Annotated in this window: 26 protein-coding genes and 1 riboswitch; of the genes, 5 read left to right on the top strand and 21 right to left on the bottom strand. The window is 47.9% G+C overall.

Features of this window, described 5'->3' with window-relative positions:
* Nucleotides 1–192 precede the first annotated feature (192 nt).
* The 3 genes from DESLBE_RS25935 to DESLBE_RS25925 form a co-directional block, all read right to left on the bottom strand.
* Nucleotides 193–1,362: a Na+/H+ antiporter NhaA gene (locus DESLBE_RS25935; protein WP_144678553.1), complete on the bottom strand. Its 1,170-nt coding sequence runs from the start codon at nt 1,360–1,362 to the stop codon at nt 193–195.
* 187 nt (nt 1,363–1,549) lie between these two features.
* Nucleotides 1,550–1,644, bottom strand: a riboswitch (cyclic di-GMP riboswitch).
* Nucleotides 1,645–1,742: 98 nt separating this feature from the next.
* Entirely contained in the window at nt 1,743–2,312 is a 570-nt protein-coding gene (locus tag DESLBE_RS25930; RefSeq protein WP_144678552.1) for a hypothetical protein, read from the bottom strand.
* 92 nt (nt 2,313–2,404) lie between these two features.
* Nucleotides 2,405–3,664, bottom strand: coding sequence for an NAD(P)/FAD-dependent oxidoreductase (locus DESLBE_RS25925; protein WP_144678551.1), 1,260 nt, complete (start codon nt 3,662–3,664; stop codon nt 2,405–2,407).
* Nucleotides 3,665–3,792: 128 nt separating this feature from the next.
* Here DESLBE_RS25925 and DESLBE_RS25920 point away from each other — a divergent pair, with 128 nt between their 5' ends.
* Genes DESLBE_RS25920 through DESLBE_RS25910 form a run of 3 tightly spaced genes read left to right on the top strand, consistent with a single transcriptional unit; the run spans nt 3,793 to nt 4,900 of the window.
* Nucleotides 3,793–4,101, top strand: a complete 309-nt coding sequence (locus DESLBE_RS25920; protein ID WP_011460215.1) for a hypothetical protein — start codon at nt 3,793–3,795, stop codon at nt 4,099–4,101.
* 44 nt (nt 4,102–4,145) lie between these two features.
* Nucleotides 4,146–4,529, top strand: a complete 384-nt coding sequence (locus DESLBE_RS25915) for a zinc ribbon domain-containing protein (protein ID WP_018306786.1) — start codon at nt 4,146–4,148, stop codon at nt 4,527–4,529.
* Between the two features lie 2 nt (nt 4,530–4,531).
* On the top strand, nt 4,532–4,900 hold the full coding sequence (locus DESLBE_RS25910; protein WP_005811095.1) for a DUF2085 domain-containing protein: 369 nt from the start codon (nt 4,532–4,534) through the stop codon (nt 4,898–4,900).
* Nucleotides 4,901–4,929: 29 nt separating this feature from the next.
* Here DESLBE_RS25910 and DESLBE_RS25905 read toward each other — a convergent pair whose 3' ends face one another.
* The 6 genes from DESLBE_RS25905 to DESLBE_RS25880 all read right to left on the bottom strand — a co-directional run bounded on the left by DESLBE_RS25905 (nt 4,930) and on the right by DESLBE_RS25880 (nt 12,103).
* Entirely contained in the window at nt 4,930–5,973 is a 1,044-nt protein-coding gene (locus DESLBE_RS25905) for a 4Fe-4S dicluster domain-containing protein (protein ID WP_058491804.1), read from the bottom strand.
* A 122-nt stretch (nt 5,974–6,095) separates the two neighbouring features.
* Nucleotides 6,096–6,833 carry a FadR/GntR family transcriptional regulator gene (locus tag DESLBE_RS25900; RefSeq protein WP_018211281.1) on the bottom strand — a complete coding sequence of 246 codons (738 nt, stop codon included), beginning with the start codon at nt 6,831–6,833 and terminating at the stop codon, nt 6,096–6,098.
* 155 nt (nt 6,834–6,988) lie between these two features.
* Nucleotides 6,989–7,708 (bottom strand): FadR/GntR family transcriptional regulator, encoded by a 720-nt coding sequence (locus DESLBE_RS25895; protein WP_005811089.1) that lies wholly within the window; start codon nt 7,706–7,708, stop codon nt 6,989–6,991.
* Between the two features lie 118 nt (nt 7,709–7,826).
* Nucleotides 7,827–9,494, bottom strand: a complete 1,668-nt coding sequence (locus DESLBE_RS25890; protein WP_018306783.1) for a lactate permease LctP family transporter — start codon at nt 9,492–9,494, stop codon at nt 7,827–7,829.
* Nucleotides 9,495–9,841: 347 nt separating this feature from the next.
* On the bottom strand, nt 9,842–11,500 hold the full coding sequence (locus DESLBE_RS25885) for a lactate permease LctP family transporter (protein WP_144678550.1): 1,659 nt from the start codon (nt 11,498–11,500) through the stop codon (nt 9,842–9,844).
* A gap of 141 nt (nt 11,501–11,641) precedes the next feature.
* Complete coding sequence (locus tag DESLBE_RS25880; RefSeq protein WP_058491800.1) at nt 11,642–12,103, bottom strand: hypothetical protein; 462 nt, start codon at nt 12,101–12,103, stop codon at nt 11,642–11,644.
* Between the two features lie 272 nt (nt 12,104–12,375).
* Here DESLBE_RS25880 and DESLBE_RS25875 point away from each other — a divergent pair, with 272 nt between their 5' ends.
* Nucleotides 12,376–12,888 (top strand): hypothetical protein, encoded by a 513-nt coding sequence (locus tag DESLBE_RS25875; protein WP_018306782.1) that lies wholly within the window; start codon nt 12,376–12,378, stop codon nt 12,886–12,888.
* A gap of 17 nt (nt 12,889–12,905) precedes the next feature.
* Here the strand turns inward: DESLBE_RS25875 and DESLBE_RS25870 are convergent, their stop codons facing one another.
* From DESLBE_RS25870 to DESLBE_RS25850, 5 genes are read right to left on the bottom strand one after another with little or no spacing between them, the layout of a single operon-like run.
* Entirely contained in the window at nt 12,906–13,679 is a 774-nt protein-coding gene (locus DESLBE_RS25870) for a pseudouridine synthase (protein WP_144678549.1), read from the bottom strand.
* 17 nt (nt 13,680–13,696) lie between these two features.
* Complete coding sequence (locus DESLBE_RS25865; protein WP_144678548.1) at nt 13,697–15,112, bottom strand: glycosyltransferase family 39 protein; 1,416 nt, start codon at nt 15,110–15,112, stop codon at nt 13,697–13,699.
* Complete coding sequence (locus DESLBE_RS25860) at nt 15,082–15,873, bottom strand: glycosyltransferase family 2 protein (protein ID WP_018211275.1); 792 nt, start codon at nt 15,871–15,873, stop codon at nt 15,082–15,084. The genes DESLBE_RS25865 and DESLBE_RS25860 overlap by 31 nt, the downstream gene beginning before the upstream one ends.
* A gap of 42 nt (nt 15,874–15,915) precedes the next feature.
* On the bottom strand, nt 15,916–16,455 hold the full coding sequence (locus tag DESLBE_RS25855; protein ID WP_018211274.1) for a spore maturation protein: 540 nt from the start codon (nt 16,453–16,455) through the stop codon (nt 15,916–15,918).
* On the bottom strand, nt 16,452–17,033 hold the full coding sequence (locus tag DESLBE_RS25850) for a nucleoside recognition domain-containing protein (protein ID WP_005811072.1): 582 nt from the start codon (nt 17,031–17,033) through the stop codon (nt 16,452–16,454). The genes DESLBE_RS25855 and DESLBE_RS25850 overlap by 4 nt, the downstream gene beginning before the upstream one ends.
* 346 nt (nt 17,034–17,379) lie before the next feature.
* Between DESLBE_RS25850 and DESLBE_RS25845 the strand changes: the two genes are divergently transcribed.
* Nucleotides 17,380–17,871, top strand: coding sequence for a hypothetical protein (locus tag DESLBE_RS25845; RefSeq protein WP_144678547.1), 492 nt, complete (start codon nt 17,380–17,382; stop codon nt 17,869–17,871).
* A gap of 227 nt (nt 17,872–18,098) precedes the next feature.
* Here the strand turns inward: DESLBE_RS25845 and DESLBE_RS25840 are convergent, their stop codons facing one another.
* The 7 genes from DESLBE_RS25840 to DESLBE_RS25810 all read right to left on the bottom strand — a co-directional run bounded on the left by DESLBE_RS25840 (nt 18,099) and on the right by DESLBE_RS25810 (nt 24,469).
* Complete coding sequence (locus tag DESLBE_RS25840) at nt 18,099–18,620, bottom strand: M24 family metallopeptidase (RefSeq protein ID WP_348981679.1); 522 nt, start codon at nt 18,618–18,620, stop codon at nt 18,099–18,101.
* Between the two features lie 29 nt (nt 18,621–18,649).
* Nucleotides 18,650–18,910 carry a hypothetical protein gene (locus tag DESLBE_RS25835; protein WP_144678545.1) on the bottom strand — a complete coding sequence of 87 codons (261 nt, stop codon included), beginning with the start codon at nt 18,908–18,910 and terminating at the stop codon, nt 18,650–18,652.
* 30 nt (nt 18,911–18,940) lie between these two features.
* A complete protein-coding gene (locus DESLBE_RS25830) occupies nt 18,941–19,975 on the bottom strand; it encodes a 2-hydroxyacid dehydrogenase (RefSeq protein ID WP_144678544.1) in 1,035 nt (344 codons plus the stop codon).
* A 111-nt stretch (nt 19,976–20,086) separates the two neighbouring features.
* Entirely contained in the window at nt 20,087–21,412 is a 1,326-nt protein-coding gene (locus tag DESLBE_RS25825) for an SLC13 family permease (RefSeq protein ID WP_144678543.1), read from the bottom strand.
* A gap of 36 nt (nt 21,413–21,448) precedes the next feature.
* A complete protein-coding gene (locus tag DESLBE_RS25820) occupies nt 21,449–22,627 on the bottom strand; it encodes a M24 family metallopeptidase (RefSeq protein WP_172625504.1) in 1,179 nt (392 codons plus the stop codon).
* A gap of 395 nt (nt 22,628–23,022) precedes the next feature.
* Nucleotides 23,023–23,784, bottom strand: coding sequence for a class II aldolase/adducin family protein (locus DESLBE_RS25815; protein ID WP_172625503.1), 762 nt, complete (start codon nt 23,782–23,784; stop codon nt 23,023–23,025).
* A gap of 70 nt (nt 23,785–23,854) precedes the next feature.
* Complete coding sequence (locus DESLBE_RS25810) at nt 23,855–24,469, bottom strand: response regulator transcription factor (RefSeq protein WP_172625502.1); 615 nt, start codon at nt 24,467–24,469, stop codon at nt 23,855–23,857.
* Nucleotides 24,470–24,553: the final 84 nt, after the last annotated feature.

Genomic DNA, 24,553 nt, shown 5'->3' with positions numbered 1-24,553 from the left:
CGTCCTACCATCCTTCCTTTATTAAATTTAAGAGTAAAAAATAAGAGAACCACAACCGTCCTACACTATGCCCTACACCAGCTGTCGGATTAGATATTAAATTATATTATATAATGCATTGGGATCATTTTCAAGACAGGAGCCAAAAGAAAAAGCAGGCCCCGCTCCCAGAGGACCTGCTCCAGCCACACCTTAAGCCTGAGTGTCTTTGACTTTCTTGATTCCGAGCACTTTACCCAAGGCAAAAGCAATGACCGCCGCAACTGCACTGAACAGTGCTCCCATCTTTGCTGCTCCCTGCAGACCCGGATCAACAAAGGCTACACCCGAGACGAATAGGGCAACGGTAAGTCCCATAGCCGCTATCACGCCGGCCACCAGGAGCTCTTTATACCCCATGCCTTTGGGGAAGGGAAAGCCGATGACTGTAGCCAAAGAACCCATGAGGAATATGCCGATGGTTTTTCCGCCGACGAGAGCAATGAGAACCAGCCAGGTGAGAGTGTTGATTTCTGAGAATTCCACCCCGGCATTGGTTAATCCAAATAAAAGCAGGCCGAAGTCCACGAATATTTTCCACTCGTGCTCAAATGTTTTCAGAGTGGAGTGATCCTGGGGATCATCTTCGAATAAGCCGAATTCCTCCCGGGGAGGATGGGGCAGGAAGGGAACGATAAACACCAGGGCCAAAGCCGGGTGAATATGCGCCAGATAAAGGCCGGCCCAGCTCAGAATTCCCCCAAAGATGATATAAGGCCAGTAGCTCTGAACATTTTTGCGTCTGAGCAGATAAGCAACCAGCATACCCGCCACAGTGAGCAATAACCAGAGGGGTGCCACCGGGTTGGCGGGATCAGGGTAGAAGAAGGCAATAATCATCAGACCGATGCCATCATCGACAATAGCCAGAAGCAGCAAGAAAGAGACTGCAGCATGCTGAGCTCCAAACACTACCCTTGCCACCAGCCAGGCTAAAGCAATATCGGTGGCTGTAGGGATACCCCAGCCTCTGGCAAACTCAGGACTCCCGATCAGGGCATTTAAACCAAGAAAGACAAGGGCTGGGCCCAGAACTCCGCCAAGGGTGGCCATCAGAGGATTGATCGCCCTTTTAAGGGGATTTAAGCTTCCTCCGGGCAGCAGGCTTTGAGTAATTTCTATCGCTGCCATGGCAAAAAAGAACACCATAAAGATATCGTTGACAAAGAAATGAAGAGATATATGGCCGATAATTTCATTGTGGACAAAATGATGGTAGTTTTCCGGCGCTAAATTAGCCCAAACAAGTGCGATAAGGACACCTAGAATTAATGGAATCGAAAACTCCTGCAAAAAATTGATGGTCTTTTTCTGCGTACTCACTGGTCTTCCTCCTCAAGTTAAAAATAATGTGTAAAATGTTCCTTATATTTTCACGCCCCACAAAAGGCGACACTGCCGGCTGCCTTATACTGCTGCTCAACCCTTTATTCTTCCCAACAGGGCAAAAAAAGCATACAAAAAGAGAGTAGTCCAAAAAGGAACTACTCTCCCCTAAGAAGTTCTAACTACTTGTAGCCTGGCGATCCTAGCCGGTCTTGCGCGACGGCCTTAGACCCATAGCTTTAGCGTCCTTTGCTTTCACAAAGTTTGCTCCAACCATCAACGATAATATAATTTTCAGATACTTTAGTATAGCATAGATAAACTGCCTTAAGCAATAAAACCCGGCAAATTTCTGCATTTTTCTTGTTTTCCATACTTCAGCGCCCGACTCTCAAGGTTTGAATATTATGCTCGATCATTAGGGTCTGATTAAGCCGCGGCTCTGTCAGGGCGGAATCTTTCTTAATCACCTGGATGCGAACAATAGCGGACACATTGGTTCCATCCAATTGAATTACTCCTGTTTGAACAGGAATCTCCAGTTCTCCCCGTGCCAACGTTCCCAGCGTTTTGCCATTTTGGATCACGCGAACCGGAGCAGCGGGGACCGCCTTGAGGGTGATCAGGGAGGTTTGGGGAATCGTTTCCTGAATCAAGTTCGGAGTGACTGTACTTGATACCGGTGTACTGTCCAAGGAGGGGGCTTCTATGTTCTGGGCCACGGAAATATAGTAACCTACAGGGTCTTTGGCTAACCCTAAGGCCATTTGAGCTAAAACCAAGAAGACAGCAGAGAGAACCACTGCCCGAATAATGACCTTCTCAAATCTAAGCAAGCCCGTGGGCGCACTATGCCGATAGTTCCTGACACGGGGTGCGCTTCTTCCGGAACGAGGAATGAACCCACTCCGCTTTTTATACTTACTAAAAAATTGCCACCGACGCATAAACTTCACCTCATCACCAGTTTATGCAACCGTGGCGGAACTAAGACATGATTCTTATCTTAGAATGTGCAGATTCTAGGTATTATGGAGTACTAGTCATCGACTAAGGCGTATTCCCCCGCCCCCCGGCCGGCCCGGTACCCCATGGCAAAGGCTGCCTGCAGGTTATATCCTCCCGTCACTCCGTCCACATCCACTACTTCTCCGGCCCAATAAAGTCCCTTAATCCTTTTGGAAGCCATGGTCTTGGGATCGATTTCTTTGACATCCACTCCGCCAGCGGTCACGATAGCTGCCGCTAAAGGCAGCGTCTCTTTGATAGTTAAAGGAAGTTCCTGCAACACATGGACCAGGTGTTTTCTTTCTTCTTTATTGATGCTATTGACCGCTTTCTCCGGGGGAATTTGGGACCATTGGATCACCAGGGGTATTAAGCTTTTGGGAAGCAGCTCATCCAGTGAGTTCTTGAATTGCTTATTCAAGTATTTCTTGAAATCTCTCTGCACTCTCTGATCCAATTGCTCCGCAGTTAAGGCCGGCTTAAGGTTAAGGGTCAAGCGAACCTTCTCCCCGCCGGCCAACGCTTCGCCTGCCCAACGGCTTAAGGTGAGAATGATGGGTCCTGAGACGCCGAAGTGAGTAAAAAGCATCTCCCCAAACTCCGTTTGCTGCTTTTTCCCGCCATACCACAACGTGGCTTCCACATTCCTTAAGGAAAGCCCTTGAACCTGCTTTACCCAATCTTCATAAGTTCTCAAGGGAACAAGAGATGGCCGTGGGGGAATCACCTTATGCCCCAGCTTTTGAGCCATCTTGTAGCCATCTCCGGCGGAGCCTGTGGCGGGGTAAGACCCCCCTCCCGTACAGACGATCACCGACTTGCCTTCAAGGACTTTCCCATTGCTTAAACGCACACCCCGGACCTTCTCTTCACCCAGGAGTATCTCTTCCACCGTCTGTCCGGTGGCCAGTTCCACCCCTGCATCCATAATATACTTGAGCAAGGCCTCAACGATTTGCTCGGCATCATCCGAGACAGGAAACACCCGCCCTCCCCGCTCAGTTTTGGTCTCAACACCATACTGAGCAAAGAAATCGCAAAGCCTTACATTATCAAATTCTCTTAAGATGCCATGGAGAAAACGTCCGTTGCCTGGATAATTCCGAATAAAATCCCCCACATTTTCTGCATTGGTCAGATTGCAGCGTCCTTTGCCGGAAATGGCAATTTTACGCCCGGGACGTTCTTTCTTTTCCAGGAGCAGCACGTCGGCCCCCTTCAGGGCGGCTTGGCCTGCAGCCATAAGTCCGGCTGCTCCTGCTCCGATCACAATAACGCGTTCTTTCTTCATTCTTAATCCTTTCTTGAATCCAATCCCTTGAAAATCGACTGTATACATCATGGATTTGTTTAAAGTTTTTGTGCTTGCCACATTCTTATGCTATATTAAGTTTAAATTCAATTATAGGAGGAATCACTATGGAATTGGATCAAAAAACGACTTTATTAATACAGATATCTGCTGCTGCAGCTACGAATGCCCTGGCCAGCCTTCGCTCAGCCGTTACGGATGCCAAAGCCTTGGGAGTGCCTAATGAAACGCTGCGCCAAGCCATTGAGCTGGCTCTGGAAATTCAGCAGCAGCCACTTTCCCATACCCAGCATTTAATGAATCAACTGCTAAGAGAACCTATTAAAAAAGGGACCTCCAAACAAGACGGCTCTTCACCTGCCCCACATGTTCACGGGCCGGGTTGCAGCTGCGGTCATCATCACCATCATAATTAGCTCCGGCTGTTTTTACACTCACTGAGAGAGAGGGGAGAGAAGGAATGTTCTGTCGCGAATGTGGTATGGAAATTGGCAAAAAAGTTAAGGTCTGCCCAAACTGTGGAGTCAAGCCGCTCCATGGAACCAAACATTGCCAAGCCTGTGGTGCGAATACTAAATCAAAGCATGAACTTTGCAAGAATTGCGGAGCGCAGCTTATTACGAAAGGGGCTGCTTTGAAAGAGGAGAATGCTCCCAAAACAGCCAAGGCCGCTTCATTCTGTATGCCGGTTGTCGGTATCATCCTTTTTTTTGTTTGGCATACCAAGGAGCCTGAAAAAGCCAAATCCATTTGTAATTGGACCATAGGCGGAGTTGCCTTTGGCATGATTCTTTATGTGTTCGGTATTGTCTGGGGAGGATTTAGTGCGGCAACAGGTTATTGAGCATGAACATAAACATTGGCAAAGCCCTGCATTATTTGTTTCTATGCCACCGTCTGCCTGAACGATCCTTCTTTTTCAGGGGACGCCAATTTCCAGTCTGTGCAAGATGTACCGGAATAGCCTTCGGCTATATCCTTGGCGCACTCCTTGCTTTGAAGTATCACCCTGTACCACTGGGAACGATCATTCTCTTGCTTATTCCCTTAGGAATCGATGGGAGTGTTCAATATTTGGGGTTAGGGGAGAGCACGAATAAACGCAGACTATTGACCGGCATTGGGGCAGGAATCGCTACTGTTTTTTTACTGGCTAAAATTATTCTGATGGGTATTAATCATGGCAGGCTCTTGTATGATTATATCATGTTTTAAATACAACAAAGCAAAGACCCTATACGGGGCTAAGCATTAAAGATGCTGTCACCGGAAGAGGAAGCACAAGCGACACACATGGGGGGTTCAGAATTATCGAAGACTAGTTTGCCACAGCGGGTGCAATGCTTAGGACTGCCCTTATGAAGAAGAATCTTGCCTGTGTAGTGACGATGGGACAGCTGCTTTGGCACAAATTCCAGGGCCTTCGGGTTGCAGATAGTGACACAGCGCTGACAACGGACACATTTATACGGTTCATAGATCAGGGTTAACTCATCCCCGTTTTCCCTTTTGGTAAGGGCTGCCTGGGGACAGATGGCCGCACATACTCCGCAGCTGGTGCAAATATTTCCCACTTGCAAAGCAGGTATGGGCATCTTATCCTGGGGATAAGCTTGCATCCGCTTTACTAATAATTGGCGTGTGCGGGGGATTGGGTAGGCTTCATCCGCAGTCAACCCCGGCAAGATGGTTTCAAGCTTCTCCCAGCCTTTCTTCCTCCACCCTCTTTTTTCCGCCGGCTCCTTTTGGGGCAGAGCAGCTCTGCTTGGGGAACCGGTTCCAGGTGTTGCCGCCTCCCCCGGTTGATCAGGGCTAACTTGAATGACGATCGGGGGATGATCCGGCCAGCTCTCATGAATGGCTTTGAAGGTTTTCACGCTTAAGGCACAGGCTTTTTTATCAGGGCACTCTGCGCATTTGCCCGTATGAATCACCACATTCTTCTCTTTGGCGGCATGGATCAGGGCCAGCCACAAATCGCCATCGATGACTCCCAGACAAGGTATCTCAAAACCCAGAGGGGCTGCCTGAGGACAATTGAGGATAATCTCCCCATGCTCCTCAAGATAGGTGTGCAGGAGATCCGTCGAACGATCCACAAAACCGTCACTGGGGCAAACTGCCATACACGCCCCACATTCGGTACATTTTTTGGCATCGATTTCACGATATTCAGAGACAGCCTGATGAGGGCAAGCCTCTATGCATAACCGGCAGGGTTTAGCGTAGGGCTTTTTAGTATTTAAACAATTCTTATGGTGATAAACCATTTGACATGTGTTGAGCATCTGCTTCACCTCTTAGTGCCACTTAATTTATTCTTTAGATTTAGTATAAACGTTTTAACTGAGAAAAGAAAGAACAGAGCCTTTTACGCTCTGTCCCAATACTTTCCTGTCCTATCTCAAGCCTAATATATAGGTGTTATTGCCTCATTTTCTTCAGTGAAGCCTTTTAAGATTTCTTCCTCTACACCGGTAAGATGAGTAAGCATATAGTTCCTGGCCATTTCCACATCCTTGGCCACAATCGCTTCATAAATCTTTTTGTGCTCCTGAAAAAGAAGGGCCGGAGTGTATTTGCCTTCATAAAGCTTCGAACGGCTCGCCTTAAGGCTATATTTCATAAGATCCGATATGGTGTCCATAAGCCGGATCATAATCTTATTCTTGGTCGCCCGGGTAATGGCGTAATGAAATCGATGGTCTGAAGAGCCATCAGAAGTAGGACTGTGTAAATCGTCCTGCAAGCGATCCAAGGCCGCCGATAATTCTCTTATATCCTCTGATTCGGCACGTTCAGCCGCCATCCCTACAGCCTGGACCTCAAGAATTTTCCGAATCTCCAGCAACTCAAGCACGGTTCCCTTCTCCATGGTAAGCATCCACGCTAAAGGCGCCACTACCGATTCGGAACGCAATTTACGAACGAAGGTCCCCTCGCCGCTGCGCACCTCAAGCAGTCCCATCAATTCCAAGGCGCTGAGAGCTTCCCGAATCGAAGCGCGGCTCACCTTGAGGCGCTCCACCAAATCCCGTTCTGAAGGCAGTCGATCACCGGGTTTAAGCTCTCCGCGGGCCACCAGTTCACGAATTTGCTCGACGATTTCTTCATAAATTTTTCGTGTCTTAATCGGTTTAAGCTCCAACTTCTACTCTCTCCTTAAGCATAGCCCTCAATATACTACTTAAGTTTATCATGAACAACTCTGCATTGACCAGCACTATTTTCTGTCAATTAAAACAAATTTCTCAATTCTGAACCTATTATTTAAATTAAAATAAAACCCGCCGGCTAATTTCCCTACACATTATTACTGGAGTAATAATTCATAAGCCGTCTCTCAACTCCCGCCAAATGCTCCAACATATACTGACGGGCTTGTTCATCATTTTTCATCTGAATAGCGTCCAGGATGAGAACATGTTCCTTATATAAAATTTCCGGTGTGGCATGCTCTTCATAAAGGCGCACCCGACTGGCCTTTAAGGACTGGTGCATGGTATCGGATATAGCATTCATCAGCCTGACCAGGATCTTATTTTTGCTGGCTCTGGCTACGGCATAATGAAAGCGCAGATCCGCTTCTTCTCCCAATTGACCGGTTTGCACATCGTCATGCATCGCCTTCAGCGCCCCTTCCAGCTCACGCAGATCGTCGGAAGTCGCTCTCTTGGCAGCTAGAGTTACAGTTTGGCCCTCCAGCATTTTGCGAACTTCAAGCAGTTCCAGAATGGTGTCTTTCTCCATGCTCAACACCCATGTTAAAGGTGTCACAACCGAATCTAAATTGATTTTCTTAATATAGGTTCCTTCGCCGCTGCGAATCTCCAAGAGCCCCATCATTTCCAAAGCACTAAGGGCTTCGCGAACAGAGGCACGGCTGACATTAAGACGCACCGCCAAATCCCGCTCCGATGGCAGGCGATCCCCCGGTTTCAGATCCCCTTTAACCACCAATACCCGTATCTGCTCGATAATTTCCTCGTATATTTTCTTCGTTTTGATAGGTTTTAAATCCATGCTACCCTCCACTATAGAAAGAGATGGGAAGTAGTTTAACTACTTCCCATTATTGATTCATAATATTTTTAATATAACTTATTTGAAATAAGTTGTCCACTCTATATATGCTTCAATCTTAATGGAGGAAGGCAGCGGCATCAGCAATAACCGGGATCATGCCGGGTACCACATAAGCTTGCAGACAAATAATCACAATGACAGCTGCCAACATAGCCAGTGAGTGTTTCACTGTAAATTTGAAGAGCTCGGACTCACGGCCGACTAAAGTGGTGGCGGCGGCGGCCACGGCGATGGATTGAGGCGAGATCATTTTGCCTACCACACCACCGGAACTGTTAGCTGCCACAGTGAGTACAGGATTCATGCCCAGCTGCTCTGCGGTAACTTGTTGCAGTTTACCAAAGAGAGCATTAGCCGAGGTATCGGAACCGGTAAGGAATACCCCTAACCAACCTAATACTGGAGAAAGAACAGGGAAGAAAGCACCGGTGGAAGCAAAGAATAATCCTAGGGTATAGGAAAGGCCGGAGTAGTTGGCCAGGTAGGCAAAGCCAAGTACTGCCGAAATATTGATAACGGGATACATCAATTGCTTCAGGGTATCACCGAAAACTTTGACCGCTGTGGAGGGTTTGATTCCTAAAATGATGGTGCTGATAATAGCAGCGATGAGAATGGCCGTACCTCCGGCGGACAGGAAATCCCATTTGAAGATGGCTTCATAGACGGCAGGCTTAGCCACGATGGGAGCTGCTTTATAGATCAGGCCGTCAAGACCGGGCCAGCTGAATTTCAGAACAAGATGCAGTTTATCAAGAATGAAGGTTTTGAAAGAGGGTGTTCCCCAGATGGTCACCATGACAGTAAGAATAACGAAAGGAGACCATGCTTTGGCAATTTGACCTCCGGTGTATTTCTTAATTTCAGGTTCTTTGGTACCTCTCTCATGAGGGAAACGCCATACGGTTTTAGGCTTCCAGAATCTCAGGAAGACTGTAGTGCACACCAAGGAGAACAAAGAAGAGATGATATCGGGGAGATAGGCACCCAGATAGTTGGCAGACCACCATTGGGCTACCGCAAAGGATACACCGGTGACAAGAATAGCGGGCATAACTTCTTTAGCAGACTTCCAACCGGCCATCAAAATAACAAGGTAGAGAGGAATGATGACGGAGAGGAAAGGAAGCTGGCGGCCTACGGCTTGGGAGATAACAAAGTCGCCCATGCCGGTGACTGCACCTGCGGTGATGATGGGCGCACCGATGGCACCGAAGGCCACAGGAGCGGTATTGGCAATCAGGCAAAGTCCGGCTGCCTTGATGGGGTCAAAACCGAGACCGATGAGCAGTGCACCGGTAATAGCTACAGGAGCACCGAAGCCGGCGGCACCCTCCAGAAAAGCTCCAAAACAGAAGGCGACAATAAGAGCCTGAAGACGGCGGTCATCGGAAATAGAAGCGATAGAACTTTTAATAATGTCAAACTGACCGGACACGACCGTCAAATTGTATAAGTAAACGGCGGTAATAACGATCCAGGCAATAGGCCAGAGTCCATAAAGCATACCATATGCCGTAGCAGAAAGAGCCAGAGTCACCGGCATTTTATAAACAATAATAACATCCACAATGCTTATAGCAAGGGTAATCAGTCCTGCGACATACCCTTTCATACCTTTTACGGCTAAAGCCCAAAATAAAAATACGATAGGAATTGAAACAGCAAGTGCAGTTAAGCCAAGGCTACCGCCAAGTGCTGCGTAATCCTGTGTCCATGGCATGAGTTAAATCCCCTTTCAGAATAATGTGCGTTTGTTAATTTGATTTAAATATTCTTATTTTTTATAATCTTCTGTTTAATTCCTCCTATCATAGTATGGTCAGGCCAACTAAGCCAATTTTAATGGTCGGACCAAGAATTTTACTTGATTCTGGTCTGACCTCCAGGGGTAATTGTATGTTAAATTCGCATCATTTGCAATAGAAAAGCAACTAAGAGAATAAATTCACTTACTATGTCGAATAGAATTTCAATTTGGAATCTTTAATAAGTTCTCAATAGAAAAGGAAGGAGATGGCTCCCCTTCCCTTCAGACAATCTTGGTTTAATTATATATAACATTTTCCTTTACGGCCCTGCCGTGATCACCGGAATCATTCCCGGAACCACATAGGCCTGCAGAGTAATCATAATACATATGACGAGCAGTAGAATCAGGGAATGCTTGAGGGTAAACCGCAACAGCTCTGACTCCCTCCCCACCAGAGATGTGGCCGCTGCCGCCACCGCAATGGACTGGGGTGAAATCATCTTGCCCACAACCCCGCCGGAGCTGTTGGCCGCCACAGTCAGGACCGGATTAACCCCGATCTGCTCGGCGGTGACCTGCTGCAATTTACCAAACAAGGCGTTGGCCGAGGTATCCGAACCGGTGAGGAACACGGCCAGCCATCCCAAGACAGGAGACAGGAAGGGGAACAGGGAACCTGTCGAAGCAAAGAGCAGACCCAAGGTATAGGACAGCCCCGAATAGTTGGCTAAGTAGGCGAACCCCAGAACCGAAGCAATATTGATAATCGCAAAGGTTAATTGTTTAAGTGTCTTGACAAAGACCTTCCAGGCTCTTCCGGGGCTAACCCCGAGAATGAACATGGAGATGATGGCAGAGATTAAAATGGCTGTCCCGGCGGCAGAAAACCAATCCCATTTATAGGCTGCTGCATAGACGGTGGGCTTGGCGACAATGGGAGCCGCCTTATAGACCAGCCCATCCAATCCCGGCCAATGAGCTATATTGACGTAAAGCCCGGCATTGGTAGCCCAGGTCTTGAACCCGGGGGTTCCCCAAATTCCCACCAAGACAGTGAGTATAGCAAAAGGCGACCAGGCTTTGATAATCTGCCCTGTCGTAAATCTTTGCGCAACCACGTTATCCTCTTTACCTTCTTCATGAGGGAAGCGCCAGTTATTTTTGGGCTTCCATACACGCAGGAACAGGGTCAGGGCAATCAAGGAGAACAACGAAGAGATAATATCCGGCAAATAGGCACCCAGATGGTTAGAGGACCACCACTGGGCAACGGCGAAGGTGATCCCTGCCACAAGGGCTGCCGGAAGAACTTCCTTGGCTCCTTTCCAACCGGACATAAGCACCACCAGATAGATAGGGATGATCACCGACAGGAAAGGAAGTTGACGTCCTATAGCCTGGGAAATGACAAAATCCCCCATGCCGGTGACTGCACCCGCTGCGATAATTGGTGCGCCAATGGCACCAAAGGCAACAGGTGCCGTGTTGGCAATTAAGCAAAGTCCTGCTGCATAAAGTGGGTTAAAGCCTAAACCGATCAGAATCGAGGCTGAGATAGCCACAGGTGCACCGAACCCGGCAGCTCCTTCTAAAAAAGCCCCAAAACAGAATGCCACCAATAAAGCCTGGATCCGCCGGTCATTGGAAATTGAGGAAATAGAGCCTTTAATGACATCGAATTGGCCGGCCTCAACGGTTAAATTATATAAGAACACTGCGGTAACCACGATCCAGGAAATCGGCCATAGCCCATAAAGAATTCCATAAAGGCTTGCTGAAAGAGCGATGGAGATCGGCATCTTGTAGACAAGGACAACAATGACCAGGGTAATGAGCAGGGTCGACATACCCGCAATATGTCCTTTCATACGTTTAATGGCCAGTGCCCATAAGAGGAAGAAAATAGGGATGGAGACAACCAAAGCTGTCAGGGCTATACTTCCTCCCAAAGCAGAATAGTTTTGAGTCCAAGGCATGTATAAATTCCACCTTTCTTTTTTAAGATACTTGTTGAATAGCCATGTACAAAGGTTATTATTAGCAATTCTTGAGAAAATATCATACACAGTCGCCAAAATAAGCAAAAAAATAAACCCAGTCCTCAACTGGGTTTTAATTTACTGAAAGCGCAATTCTGCTTTTTTAACTTCCTCCTGGATAGACTGGCTGACCCGAAAGAAAAGCCGTTCCACATCCAGCCGGTGAATCTGCAGGTTCTCCGGGCTGAGAAATTCAATTTTACGGAATTCCGGTTTGATCGTGAAAGGGAGCAGATCATCCAGGTTCTCCAGCCTTAATGTTAAGATAATAGGAGCGTAAGCCACCTCCCGTTTGCGCCGGCCATCGGATTCAGTGACGGTATACAAATCAAGGCTCACGTCGATGTCTTCAAGGAATATTCCCTGCATGGGTACATTTCTCAGTAAGGCGACTTCCTGCTCACGGACCTGTTCAGCTATTTCTTCCTGGGTTTTCCCTCCGAATATAAAACGCCCGCTCTTCCCTTCTCCACGAAAATCCAAACGGATTCTGGCCCGGATATGTTCTGTCAGCACTTCATTTCCAATACGAATTTTCATTCTTCATCTCCCTGCCACACTTAGTCATGTTCTATTAATCAATCTTTTAATAAATATACTAACGCCTAAACCCCTGATGGTGTCCATCCGCTGCTCTTGAACTATCAAGTTTACCTCTTTATTCGGCAAGGTTTCGCATTCTCCTTCTCCTCTTCGTGTGAAGCGCGCTGTTTACATTAAATTAACCTGACTGACTTTCCGCGGGGGTTGAATCCCCTGAATGAAGTCCCGTTCAATGGATATACTAACAAAAATCATGAAGGGGGATAAAAATGAGCAGAACGATTCTTGCTGTATTTAAAGGGCCCCAACAAACCAAAGAAGCTGTAGAAGAAATCCAAGGGGAATCCTTAGCCAACAGCAATATTTCGGTTATTGTCCGGGCCGGTTATCTTCATCAAGGTGATATCAAAGAAGAGATTGCCAACGAGCTGGCTTTTGTACCGCCGGAAATTAATTTTGACCGTTTTAACGCTTGGTTGGTTCAAGCTCCGCCTATGGATATTCCCAATCTGGGGGAATGTGTGGCAGCCGGCCCCCTGGCCAATGACCTTCTCCACCGTCCCCATGGGCAAGGCTTAGTGGAAGCTTTGTTAAGCTATGGCCTCAGTCCTGAGCGCGCCCGTCATTATGAATATGAGGTAAGAACAGGGCATTTTCTTGTTCTGATCACCACTGAGCAGGAAAAGGTCAATTCTGTGGCCAATGCCCTGCAAAAATTTGGCGGGCGGGACATTGAAAAATGGAATAAGTCCCTTGATCACGCCTTGCATATGCCCCATTAGCGCTTCTGCCCCATGAGCTAAGTAAGCTTTACCGCCCGGCGCAAATATTGGATTTCTGTTTTGGACAGGGTGCGGAATGCCCCCGGTGCCAGAGACGGGTCCAACTCCAAGGGGCCAAAACGCAGCCGCTTTAAGGTGCTTAATGGAAAACCTACGGCTTTAAACATTCGTCGTACCTGACGATTCCGCCCCTCATGAATGGTAATCTCATAGGTTGGCAGAGAGCCCTGGCCCTTTGGAGAAACTTCTCTGATACGGGCTGGGGCTGTTTTGCCATCTTCCAGAAGAACTCCTTTTTCCAAACGCTTTAAGGCTTGTTCCGGTATCTTCTCCCCCACCTCTACCCGGTAGGTCTTTTCCACACCATAGGAAGGATGCATTAAACGGTGGGCTAAATCCCCATCGTTGGTGAGAAGAAGCAGTCCTGAGGTATCATAATCCAAGCGGCCCACCGGATAGACTCTCCGGGGGATTTTTGGCATGAGTTCCATCACGGTTTTTCTGCCTTGGGGATCGGTAACACTGGTGATATACCCGGTGGGTTTGTGCAATAGATAATAGGCATAGTCATTCTGAGGAATGGAAAGGGGCCGGCCGTCCACGACGATCCGATCCGTGGACACGACCTTAGTTCCCAAGGTCCGGATGACTTCTCCGTTGACCTGAACCCTCCCCTGGACAATGATGTCTTCAGCATGCCGGCGGGAAGCGATCCCGGCCTGGGCCAGGACCTTTTGCAAGCGTTCTTCCTGCCTTGGCCTACCCCGTTCATTATTTCTGTTCAAATTCAATCGCTCCTAAAAGCTTATTATTTCCCGTTCAATTGATATACGCCGGGGCCGACCTGAGCGTAAGCACTTTCTACTCGCTGCCAAAAATCCTCCCCCCGGGAGTCGGGAAGAGCAACCAAATAATCCCCGGGCATCTCCTGCAAATCCTCCCAGGCTTGTGAGTCATCACGGATTAGGCGATAGCCATAGCGTTGGGAATAATATAAGGTCATGGGCTGAGGACCGCTTAAAACCAACACACTATCGGCTTCTGTGTGTTGACGAAGCCACTGAGCCTGGGTAAGAAGCTCCTCATTCCATTGATATTTCGACCCATAATATAAGGTTTGGTTTACCCAAAGCAAGCCAATCAAGACTATTCCCACCACAAAAGCAGGAACGCCATTCCCTTCCCTATCCCCGCCCCAGACATCCAGGGCATATCCAGCCAACAGCACGATCGGCAAGGCTAAGGGAATCAGATAATAATCCAGAGGAATCCTCAGGCAGATGACCACCAGATAGACACTGCTGATCCCGGCCCACAACAGCAGAGCAAGATGCCCTTCTTTTTGGAAAGCTTTCTTTTGAATCATCAGGGCTATTCCCATTAAGGCCAAGAGCAGCGGCAAACCCAATCCGGATTTTAAGTTTTTATAAAGAATTTCCCCATAGCCTGTGGAGCCTTCTATAACCTGATGGGACAGGATCCCCGAGACAAATTGACTGGCCTCCCCCGCCCCGAAATGAACCCAGCTATAGTATAGCATAGGAAGAACTAAAGATAAAAAGCTGTAGACGGGCAGTTTCCCGATCTTTCTCCGCAATGGATAAAAGCCCAGCAGCAAGGCCACCGGAAAAATCATCAATTGAGGCAGCTTAGCCAAAACCGCCCCCGCCATCAGAATTGAAGCCCCCAGCAAATGCCTCCGGGTCGGCTTGTTCCGCCAGGACACTATGGCGACTAAAGCCCAGATGCTGAAGGCCTGAGCCACAGGCTCCGGCATAACTACCCTGCCATAGTAAGTGGTTAAAGGAAGGAAGGCATAAAAAGCTGCAGCCCATAAGCCTGCTCTCCCGGATAAAGCCAGCTTGCCAAATTGATAGATTCCGCCGATGGTAAGCAGGGAGAAGCAAATTCCCCATAATCTCCCCCATAAATCCTGCCAGCCTAACCAGGTCCAAGTCCAGGCCAGAAGGTAGGGAAAGAATGGGAACTCCAGTTCCACAGGCTGGGGGCCTGCTCCATCATAATTAAGCATAGGAAAAAGGACATCAGGGAAATCCCCCAGATGTCCCAGCATATTCAAAGCCATACTTGCTGTATCTGCCTGCCGCCAGCCCTGATCATCCAGATAGGGATTGGTGACTCCTTTTAAGCGCAGCACCGCTCCCAAAATCAAAATAAGAACTAAGATGCCATTTACTCGCCTACCCATTCCACCCAACCCCATTTTTCCTTCTTTAAGCGCAGGATTAAAGCAAAATAACCCATAATCGTGGCTAAGATTTTCATTTTGCTTTTTCCTTGTTTCTTCTCATAATGTAAGTCGAAGGGAATCTCCCTAATCTCCCCACAATAGTTGGCTACCTTCACTAAAAGCTCCACCATTCCGGCAAAGCTGCGACTTTCAATGAGCTCTTCCCCATAGATTATGTAAGCGCTCTCTAAGACTGAAGCACGATAAGCCCGGTACCCGCAGGAATAGTCCCTCAGTCCCTCCACAGGAAAAAACACGGTCATGACTTGCCCTGCTCCCCAGGAGAGAACCTGCCGCAGTGGGTTCAAACCGTATTGCTTGCCGCCGGGAGCATAGCGCGAGGCCACGACCAGATCCGCCCCTTGCTGAATCAGCTCCGCCATAAGCGGAATGCGTTCCGCCGGATGAGTATTATCGGCATCCATCGTCAGGATAACATCATCATGCCCTATCCATTCACCGGACTGTTCCCCTAACATTCTCCTCTGGGCAAAGACGTGCTTAAACCCTGTCATCAAGCTGCCCCCCAGCCCTTTGTTCCGGGTATGGGACAGAACCTGAACCGCCGGGTTGCTCAGGGCATAATCCCGGGCAATCTGCAGGGTATGATCCGTGCTGGCGTCATTAACGACAATGATTTGCAGGGGAATCCCCTGACAGGCCTTGCTTATATCATCAAGGAGCGGTTGCAGACCTGCCTCCTCATTGTAAGCGGGCAACACAACAAAAAGCATACTAAGGCCTCCTTATCCTCCTTAGTATGCTCATGAACTGCTTTAATAAAACATCCTATGGACAATCCACAGAGAAGCGATCAGCCCGATCAGATCCGCCATGAGGCCCAGCTTCAAAGCATAGCGGTATTTTTTGATTCCTACCGAACCGAAATAGACGGTCAGGACAAAAAAGGTGGTGTCCGTACTCCCCTGCAGAGTGGAGGCTAAACGGCCAATGAAGGAGTCCGGTCCATACTGATTGATCAATTGAGTCGCCACTCCCAAAGCTCCTGAACCACTTAGGGGGCGCATGACCGCCAGAGGTATAATCGCCGTGAGATCGGAATCCAGGCCAAAGATCGTAAAGATGGGCTGCAATAATCCGGCAAGAATCTCTAAGGCACCTGAATCCACAAAAATACGGATGGAGACCAGCATCCCCACCAGAAAAGGCAGAATTTTGATGGCCGTTTTAAAGCCCTCTTCCGCTCCTGTGACGAAAGATTCATACACAGGTACTCCGCGCAGAAAAGCAATTAAAGGGATAAACAAAAGCAGCAAAGGAATGGCCCAACGGGAGATTTCTGCAATAAAGCTCATGGTCTTGACCTCCGCCGAATCAGATAATCCACCAGGATGGCGATCGTCATGGCACACCCTGTAGCAAAAATTGTCGGACCGATAATCTCCGTGGGATGAACCGATTGGGCCTTCAGCCGCACTGCTATGATGGTGGCCGGAATCAAGGTAATACAGGAGGTATTTAAAGCAAGAAAGGTGATCATAGCCGGGCTGGCCGTATCCGGGTTAGGGTTCTCCTTTTGCAGCTCCTGCATGGCCTTCAGCCCAAAAGGTGTGGCAGCATTCCCCAATCCCAGAACATTGGCGCTCAGGTTTAAAATGATCGCCCCCAGGGCTGGGCTGTCTTCCCTAATGGTAGGAAAAAGCCGGCGAATCACCGGTCCAAAAAAACGGGCTAAGGCTCTTACAAAGCCTGCTTCCTCTGCCAGCTTCATGAGTCCCAGCCAAAGGCTCATGACTCCAATCAGGCCAAAAGCTGTCTCCACACCCAATTCTGCCGCTTTCATCGCTGATTCTGTGACCGTGTCTATCCTCCCATTCAGGGCAGCCACGATAATGCCCGTAACCAGCATAAACAACCAGATGGCATTGACCATGTCCTCCCCTCCCTAAGTCCATATCTATGTGGTCAGGAAGGGATTTAGACCTTGAATCAAGATGAATCAAAGGGACAGGTCCCGTTTTTCACATGTGCTGCACAACGTACCCTCGGGCGTAATCTCCTGAAGCCAACCTACACGGCTAGCTTTTCCTTTGTAGTATGACTTTGGGAGGATTATCAGTATTAATGTATAATTTAGTCGATATTATTAATATTTACTTTTAAGGGAAATTACAGAATAATAAAATAAAATAGGTTTTCACAGGATGAATAAAGATATTGGGAGGGTTTAGCATGAAAAAAAATAAACAGTTTTTAGTTGTGGCATCGATATCGGTTCAATGAAGAAATCGACAAAAGTAATCCTTTCTATCCTGTGCATTATTCTATTTCTTGCTGTCGGTTTTATACTAAAACAGCCGGCGAAAGTACCAGGGGTTAAAGTGGAAATGACTGAAGTTTTGCCCAATGGACAAAGTAAAGTTATACCTCCCTTTATGAGCATGAATGAAGAAGATTTACGTTGGATACTTGAAAAACAAACCCTTCTGGAAGAGCTAATCGCTGATAAAATGGCAACAGACCGTGACAAGGTACGTATTCACTTAGGGACTGAACCAGGTGGGGATGCTGCTGATATCCTTTCCTGCGCCATTACTCTGGCTGTGGAGCAAGGGCTGAAAGAAGAGACGCTCAACGCTATTCTGGACTTAATTGTGGAAGAGGTTTCGGAGGCAGGTACACAACATGCAGTTCTTCGCAAAGAGGATATCATTATTATGAACGGCAAAGGTGAAGTGCTTTTTTCCGGTGATGAACAGCTGTTACCGTAAGATATGTACAGGCCATCGTCACTTGCAAATTGCTCATGGTCCGCCCTCCTTTTTATATTCAATCAGCGATACCTTCCAAGATATCAGGCACATCTATGTGAATCGATCAACAGGGGCTTTAGTATTTCTGCCTTGCTGTAGAGACTTGTCTTTTTACGGGTAAAGGGCTAAAAAGAATGGGACTACCTTGATAGAAATAGTCCCCAGTTTGACACCCCTACGACTCGTCAGTCGATGATCATAATTTCCTGGGGAAATTGATGCAGACGTTCCGGACCATTTGCAGTGACCAGGAAATTATCGGTAACGGATATATAGGCACCATTCCTGGCTAACGTAGGATGGATGGCAATGTTCATATGCAGTTGGATCGGCATGGGGTCTTCTCCCCGTATGCCGGGACGTTCCATCAAATCGTAGCCCTGACCATGGGCATGAATTCTGGTCTCTTTTTCATAGCCCAGTTCAGTGAGATACTCATTGTATTTCTGATAAATAGAAGCGCCCGTATTTCCCGGAACAAGCAGAGAAGCTGTATAAGCTTGTGCTTTGACGCCATCTGCCCAGACATCCAGCAGATCTTTGGACGGCTCGCCCAGCACCCAGGTTCTGCTGAGTTCCGTCCAATAGCCGCCCGGGCCATTGGGTTCCAGCATAATAAAGACCTGGTCGCCTTTTTCTATCCTGCGGTTCTGGAAAAAGTGCCCGTTATGTCCGGCCCTTTCTCCTAGGGGTGCAGAACCAATCATGATCAGCTGCTCTTCGCTTCCCAGGTCGCTTAAGAGATGACGAATTTCGTGGCGAATCTCACGATCAGGGTCATTTCATCATCGTATGGAAAAACGACCGTTACCGGATTTGACAGACTGCCGATATCCGTAAAATAGCGAACCATGCCGCTGCGGTATTGATGGTCGTTCTGCATGACCAGAATATCCACGTTCTCTGCTTTCATGGCGGCCCTTACCAAAGCCCAGCGGCGCTCAAGCTCCCCATCCGAGATCGGGAACCGCATTTTATCCCGTTCAAAGGTATACATAGACCGGCTCCTTTCCTTTGTTATTGGTTCTCAGGCCAGCGTGGCTAAGCGCTCGCGCCACCGCTGTTCCGTCTGAGGATTGACGCAGTACAGCGGCAGCTCACCGTTGAGAATCCTGGTGATATTTTCTACCCCTATATCGGCAAAGGCCAGTTGATTTTCCAGGGTGTGACCGATTAAATGGGGGGTCAGAATCAGATTGCCGAATTCCCGGAGCGGACTGTCCAGAGGCAGGGGCTCTACCTTAAAGGTATCCAAAGCCGCCCCGGCAATCCGCTTTTCCCGTAAAGCCCGGCAAAGGGCATCTTCATCAACAATCTGGCCTCTGGAGGTATTGATAAAGTAGGCGGTTGGTTTCATCTTGCTCAGGAATTGATCATTGACCAGGTCCCGTGTCTCCTCGTTGACCGGCAGAAACACATTAACCAGATCGCTTTCCCTCAGCAGGGTGTCCAGGTCGGTTATCTGAGCATAGGCTGGGATTGCTTCCGCCTTAACATAGGGGTCATATACCAAAATACGGAGATCAAAACCTTTCAGCCGCTCAATATAGGCCCTGCCAATACGGCCAAAGCCGATCACACCCACCGTCTTTTGCCAAAGCAAACGGGCCCAGTGCTGGGATTCCACCGGCTTGAGCAGGTTCTTCTGCACAATTTCCATGGATTTGTTCGGGTTATACATCAGCATCAGGGTCAGCAGAACATTGGCCTCAGCCATTCCGATATAATTTTCCGGACACGCCCCATTGCCGACAATAATGCCCAGTTCATTGGCTGTCTTCATGTCCAGACTATCTGTGCCGATGGTCGGGCAGACCAGACCCTTCAGTTTTCGTGCGCAACGGATCAGTTCTGCCGGACAGACAGAACGGGAACTGAACAAAGCTACCTCCACATCTGCGAAGTACTTTTCATATTCCTCCGGAGGAATGACCAGCTTTTTCCCCTTAATGGTCTTGGGTCCGCGGATTACACGGATACCGCGTTCACTCAGCCTGGCACTGATATTATCCATGGTCTCCTGCAGATCATAATCATCCGAGATATAAACGGTATGGGCCATACAGTTTTCCTGCCTTTCCTGCCCAGCCGGTAACCCGGCAGGGCGGAGTCATTTCCGTCCCGCCGGGTATGACCGGGGACATCATCCAATATTTTCAGTCCGCTATGTTTTTTACAGATGCAGGGTCCCCCACAGGCCAATCATACCAACGGCACCTGCAACAGCCAACAAGGCCATGGTGATAACCGCCATGATAAACATATTGTTAAACATCATACTGTTGTCATAAACCTCATCCGGGCAGCTGGACAACAGCAGGCCGCCTGCGGTAGACAGAGGGCTCATGGCCGTCGTTGCGGAGCCAATGATAATGGCAGCCATAATTGCCACCGGATTAAGGCCAAGGTTAGGAGCAACGACGCCGGCGATGGGCAGAAGCAAGGGGTAAACAACGCTCAAGGAGCTGGAGAACAGGCTCAGGCCGCCTGCAATCAGGAGGAAGGAAACCAGAACCATGCCGGTCGGAATATGCTCAGCCAGTTCGCCCAAGTACTTATTCACACCCAGCGTAGCGCCCAAACCAAGCAGGATGCCCATGCCCCACAGCATAGCCAGTGTATTCCAGGGAATTCTTTTCTTCAAAACAGCTTTGTCATCCCCGATATTCATCAGCATATTGACGACTGCGCCAACGATACAAACAGGAGCGACGCTGCTGAAACGGTTGATTGTGGTCAGGAATGAACCGCCAATCATTTTCGTCAGAACAGGCACAACAACAATCAGGAAGAATGCACCCAGGATGATCACAAGGCTCTTTTTTTGTATCAGAGTGGCCGCTGCGGGTTCTTCCATTTCCGCTTGGCCGCTCAGCTTGTGGCCCTTAAAGACAAAATAGTAAATTAGGATAATGACCAAATATATTGCAAAGGCTGAGAAGAAGGTTCCCCAGCTGATGGTGTTGGCTACATGCGCCCACTTACCATCGTTCATGGTCTCAATAATCGCCTTGGCCGTAGAGCCATGGAGAGACCAGGGCAGAAAGGAACCGGCCATGGAACCCAACATAGCGCAGACACCGACATGCTGACCCTTCATGCCGATGGACTTCCCAACGGGAAATGCAACCGCCGCAGTGAATACCACCATATCGCAGCCGCCCAGGGCAGCCAGCAGGATACCCAGAAGATAGAAGGCAAAGGGAATCAGCTTCGGAGTATTGCGGAATTTCCATAGAAACTTATTTGCCAGGTACTGAATCGTACCGTTTTCAGCAAAGAAGCCAAAGAACAGAGTAACGGAGAAAATCGTCAGGACCACAGTGGTTGGGAATGCACCCGGAAGATCCTTCCACTTCAGGTCTGTCAACAATCCCAACAAGACAGCAAAAGCCAGGCCGAGGACACCAATATTGACCTTTTTTACGAAGGCAATAACAATAGCAGCCACGAAAAAAGCACCCAAAAGTAATGATATGGAAGGAATAGAAGTGACCATACATATCCTCCTTTATTAATCCATTGACTTTTCAGATTAGACTCGAAAAATGCCTCTCGGTGTCTGATTCACACGGACAGCTCCCTCTTTGGTGATGATGTAATTATCCGTATTGAAGGCCCACATATGGCTGTTTTCCATGGCTGGGTGAATGGAAATGAACATATTCTCCTGGAGCAGCATATTTTCATCATAAGCGTAGAGGGGGCGCTGGGTTAAGTCGAGACCCTGGCTATGACCGAAAAATCTGTCTTCCAGCTTATAGCCGTGTTCTTTCTGATAATCATGCAAGATCTCCATCAGCTTGGCAGCGGGAACCCCCGGCCGGGCTGCTGCAGCCAGAATGTCCTGAACTTCCATGGAGTGTTTGTTCAGTTCGATCATTTCTTCATCCGGCTCACTTAAGGACCACATCCTGGACAGCTCACCATAGTAGCCGCCGGCAACGCTGACTTCAACCAGCAGATCAATATAGTCGTTCTCCTGAATGACTTTATTCTGAAAGAAGTAATGCTGATGATGGGCCATGGGATTTCCGGCGCCGATCATAATATTCAGACCTTCGCAATCCAGATCCGTGGCAATCTTCTGGATTTCGTTGGTCAGATCTTTTTCTCTCTTGCCGGGGCGCACCAAAACAGGCAGCGCAGCATAAATCTGATCGTGGACCTTGCAGACATAGCGGCAGATTTCCAGTTCTTCTTCCGACTTAACAGCCATAATTTCATCCAGCATGTCATCCACCTGTACCAATTCAACACCGGGAATGTTATCCGCAATCGTCCTGACAAAATCATAAGGAAGCATCCCCGTACGATACAGGCCGATGCGCTTCATATTGCGCTTCTTTACATACTTGACAACTTCGTCGAAAATATGAGGCAGGGTAAAACCGGCGATACCCGCATAGGGGTAGCCAAAGTTAATATCCACTCTGTAGGCTAATTCCTTGGGAATCGTCGTACTGTTAACATGGCCATGGCCAAAGAGGGCAAGACCGCCTTCATCCGGCATAATAGCATATAAGCCATTGGTGCCGCCGGTTGGAAAGTCAACGAAATAGCGGATGGCACCACACTGGCGGATATAGCTGCCATAAAGCAGAATCCCTTCGATTCCTTTTTCCTTCATCTTTGCCTGGACTGCCCCATGGCGGCGGTCAAATTCCTTGTGGCTGGTTGGAGAAACAATTTTTGCGTAACGGTTGAGCTGCATACTGGGCACTTCCTCTCTGATTGATATTTTCACCTTGAAAAACATTGGCTGGTCATGACAAAATAGATTGGGATCAGCCGGTTGCAACAGCTAACCCGGCTGCCGGCGTTGAACAAGCACTCCTTTCTTACTTTTTCATGCTATTTTTCTTCCATCCTGTCCAACTCCTGATTGTTTGTTATTGTTGTAACTTATTATATTTTCTTAAAACTCACCGGACAATTGTACAGTAAGTGTATAATCGTACTATATGAACTAGTACATTCATACCGTTTCACATTGCTTTGTGCGAAATCACTAATCATAAGCAAAAGGATAAAATAAAAAGACGTTCCCATCATAGAAACGTCTCAACCTGCAGGCAAAAGCCTAATTTTACCCAAGCAACAGGATCCTCACCAATATAAGTCCGGCATATTGCGTCTGACTCTTTGTAAGCAATACTTCCAAATCCGCTCTGCGACACCTTCCAATAAAATTTCTTTAGCGGATCTTAAGGCCGCCTCGGCATCAATATAGACCGGTTCTCCGATCAAGCTCGACTTGTAAAATGCTATGGCGTTTTTCCGGAGGAATATGCAAGCTGCCACCAGATGGATCGGAGAATCATCAACCAAAATTGCGCCGTGATTTTTGATGAATACTGCCCGCCGGTTTCCCAGCGCTTCCAGCAGATTAGGATACTCTTCCTTTTGCAGCATACAGCTTTCCCAATCTTGTTCCCGTTTCATAGTATGAATTCCCTCAACAAACATACATGCCTCATGAATGATTGGGCGCATGGGCGTATCCGTGCAGACATAAGGCAGCCAGTCGTCACAGTGACTGTGGCAAATGGCATTGACCTCCGGTCTGGCTGCAAAAATCACCGCATGACTGCCCACTTCTCTGTACAATGACTTCTTTTTTTCAGAAACGATATTCCCTTCCAAATCAATTTCCAGAATATCATCTCTGGTCACATCTCCCGGAAAGCTGCGGCAGGCCTGAAAAAAGGTATCTCCCTTAACCGGATTGCGCACACTGATATGTCCCAATACATCCAGAATTCCCTCATTGGCCAGAATCCGATTGACAATGATACATTGCTCCATTGCTTCTTTTTCCGTCTTTGGATAAAGATTGAATTCTTCTCCTACAGAATGATGATCTATCATAATGGTATTTACCTCCATAATGTATTTACTTCCAGTTTATAAAAAATCTATCTATCCGAATTTGCAGTATTTAATCCTCCTGACTCTCCGGGATTCGATAGCGGCTGGAAATATTGAGCTTGTGCATAATGCTGCTGACATGGTTTCTCGCCGTATTGGTTGAGATGGAAAGCTGCTTGGCAATTTCTTTGTTGGTATATCCTTTGCGCATCATCTGATAGATAACTTTTTCACGAGCTGTTAAATCATCTGCACTGTTCTTTTTCACGAGCCTTTCAAACAACAGAGAACCCAGTGCTTCGCTTAGCCTATACTTTCCTTCCATCACTTCGTGCAGATACACTTCGAATTTGTCAAATGCCATTGACTTGGAAAAATACCCGTTGATATGTTGCTGAGTAGCATCCAATATGCTGTCCGCATCGTCGAAATCCGTAAGCAGTACAATTTTAATTCCTGGCTTATGGGCTCGGATTTCTTTGACAAAAGCATATTGGGCCTCTCCTCCCACAAACGGGTTCATTATATACAAATTTGCTTCATATTGATGAATTGCCTTTATGCCTTCTTCGACTGTATTATAGCCAACAACAGAGGATACCCAAGAAAGCTGATACAACATTCTGCAAAGTCCTTCACGGAACAACCGTTTCTCGTCCACCACGATGATTCGTGCGTCTATCACGGTCTTTCCTCCCATCCCTACCAACAGTCGGTATTAATTATAGCATTAAATTTCACATATTTCATTCAACTTCATAAAAGGCCT

The sequence above is a fragment of the Desulfitobacterium sp. LBE genome (assembly GCF_007830365.1).
Taxonomy (GTDB): domain Bacteria; phylum Bacillota; class Desulfitobacteriia; order Desulfitobacteriales; family Desulfitobacteriaceae; genus Desulfitobacterium; species Desulfitobacterium hafniense.
The sequence above is the reverse complement of the archived record's forward strand: the minus strand, read 5'-3'. Positions and strand labels throughout refer to the sequence as shown.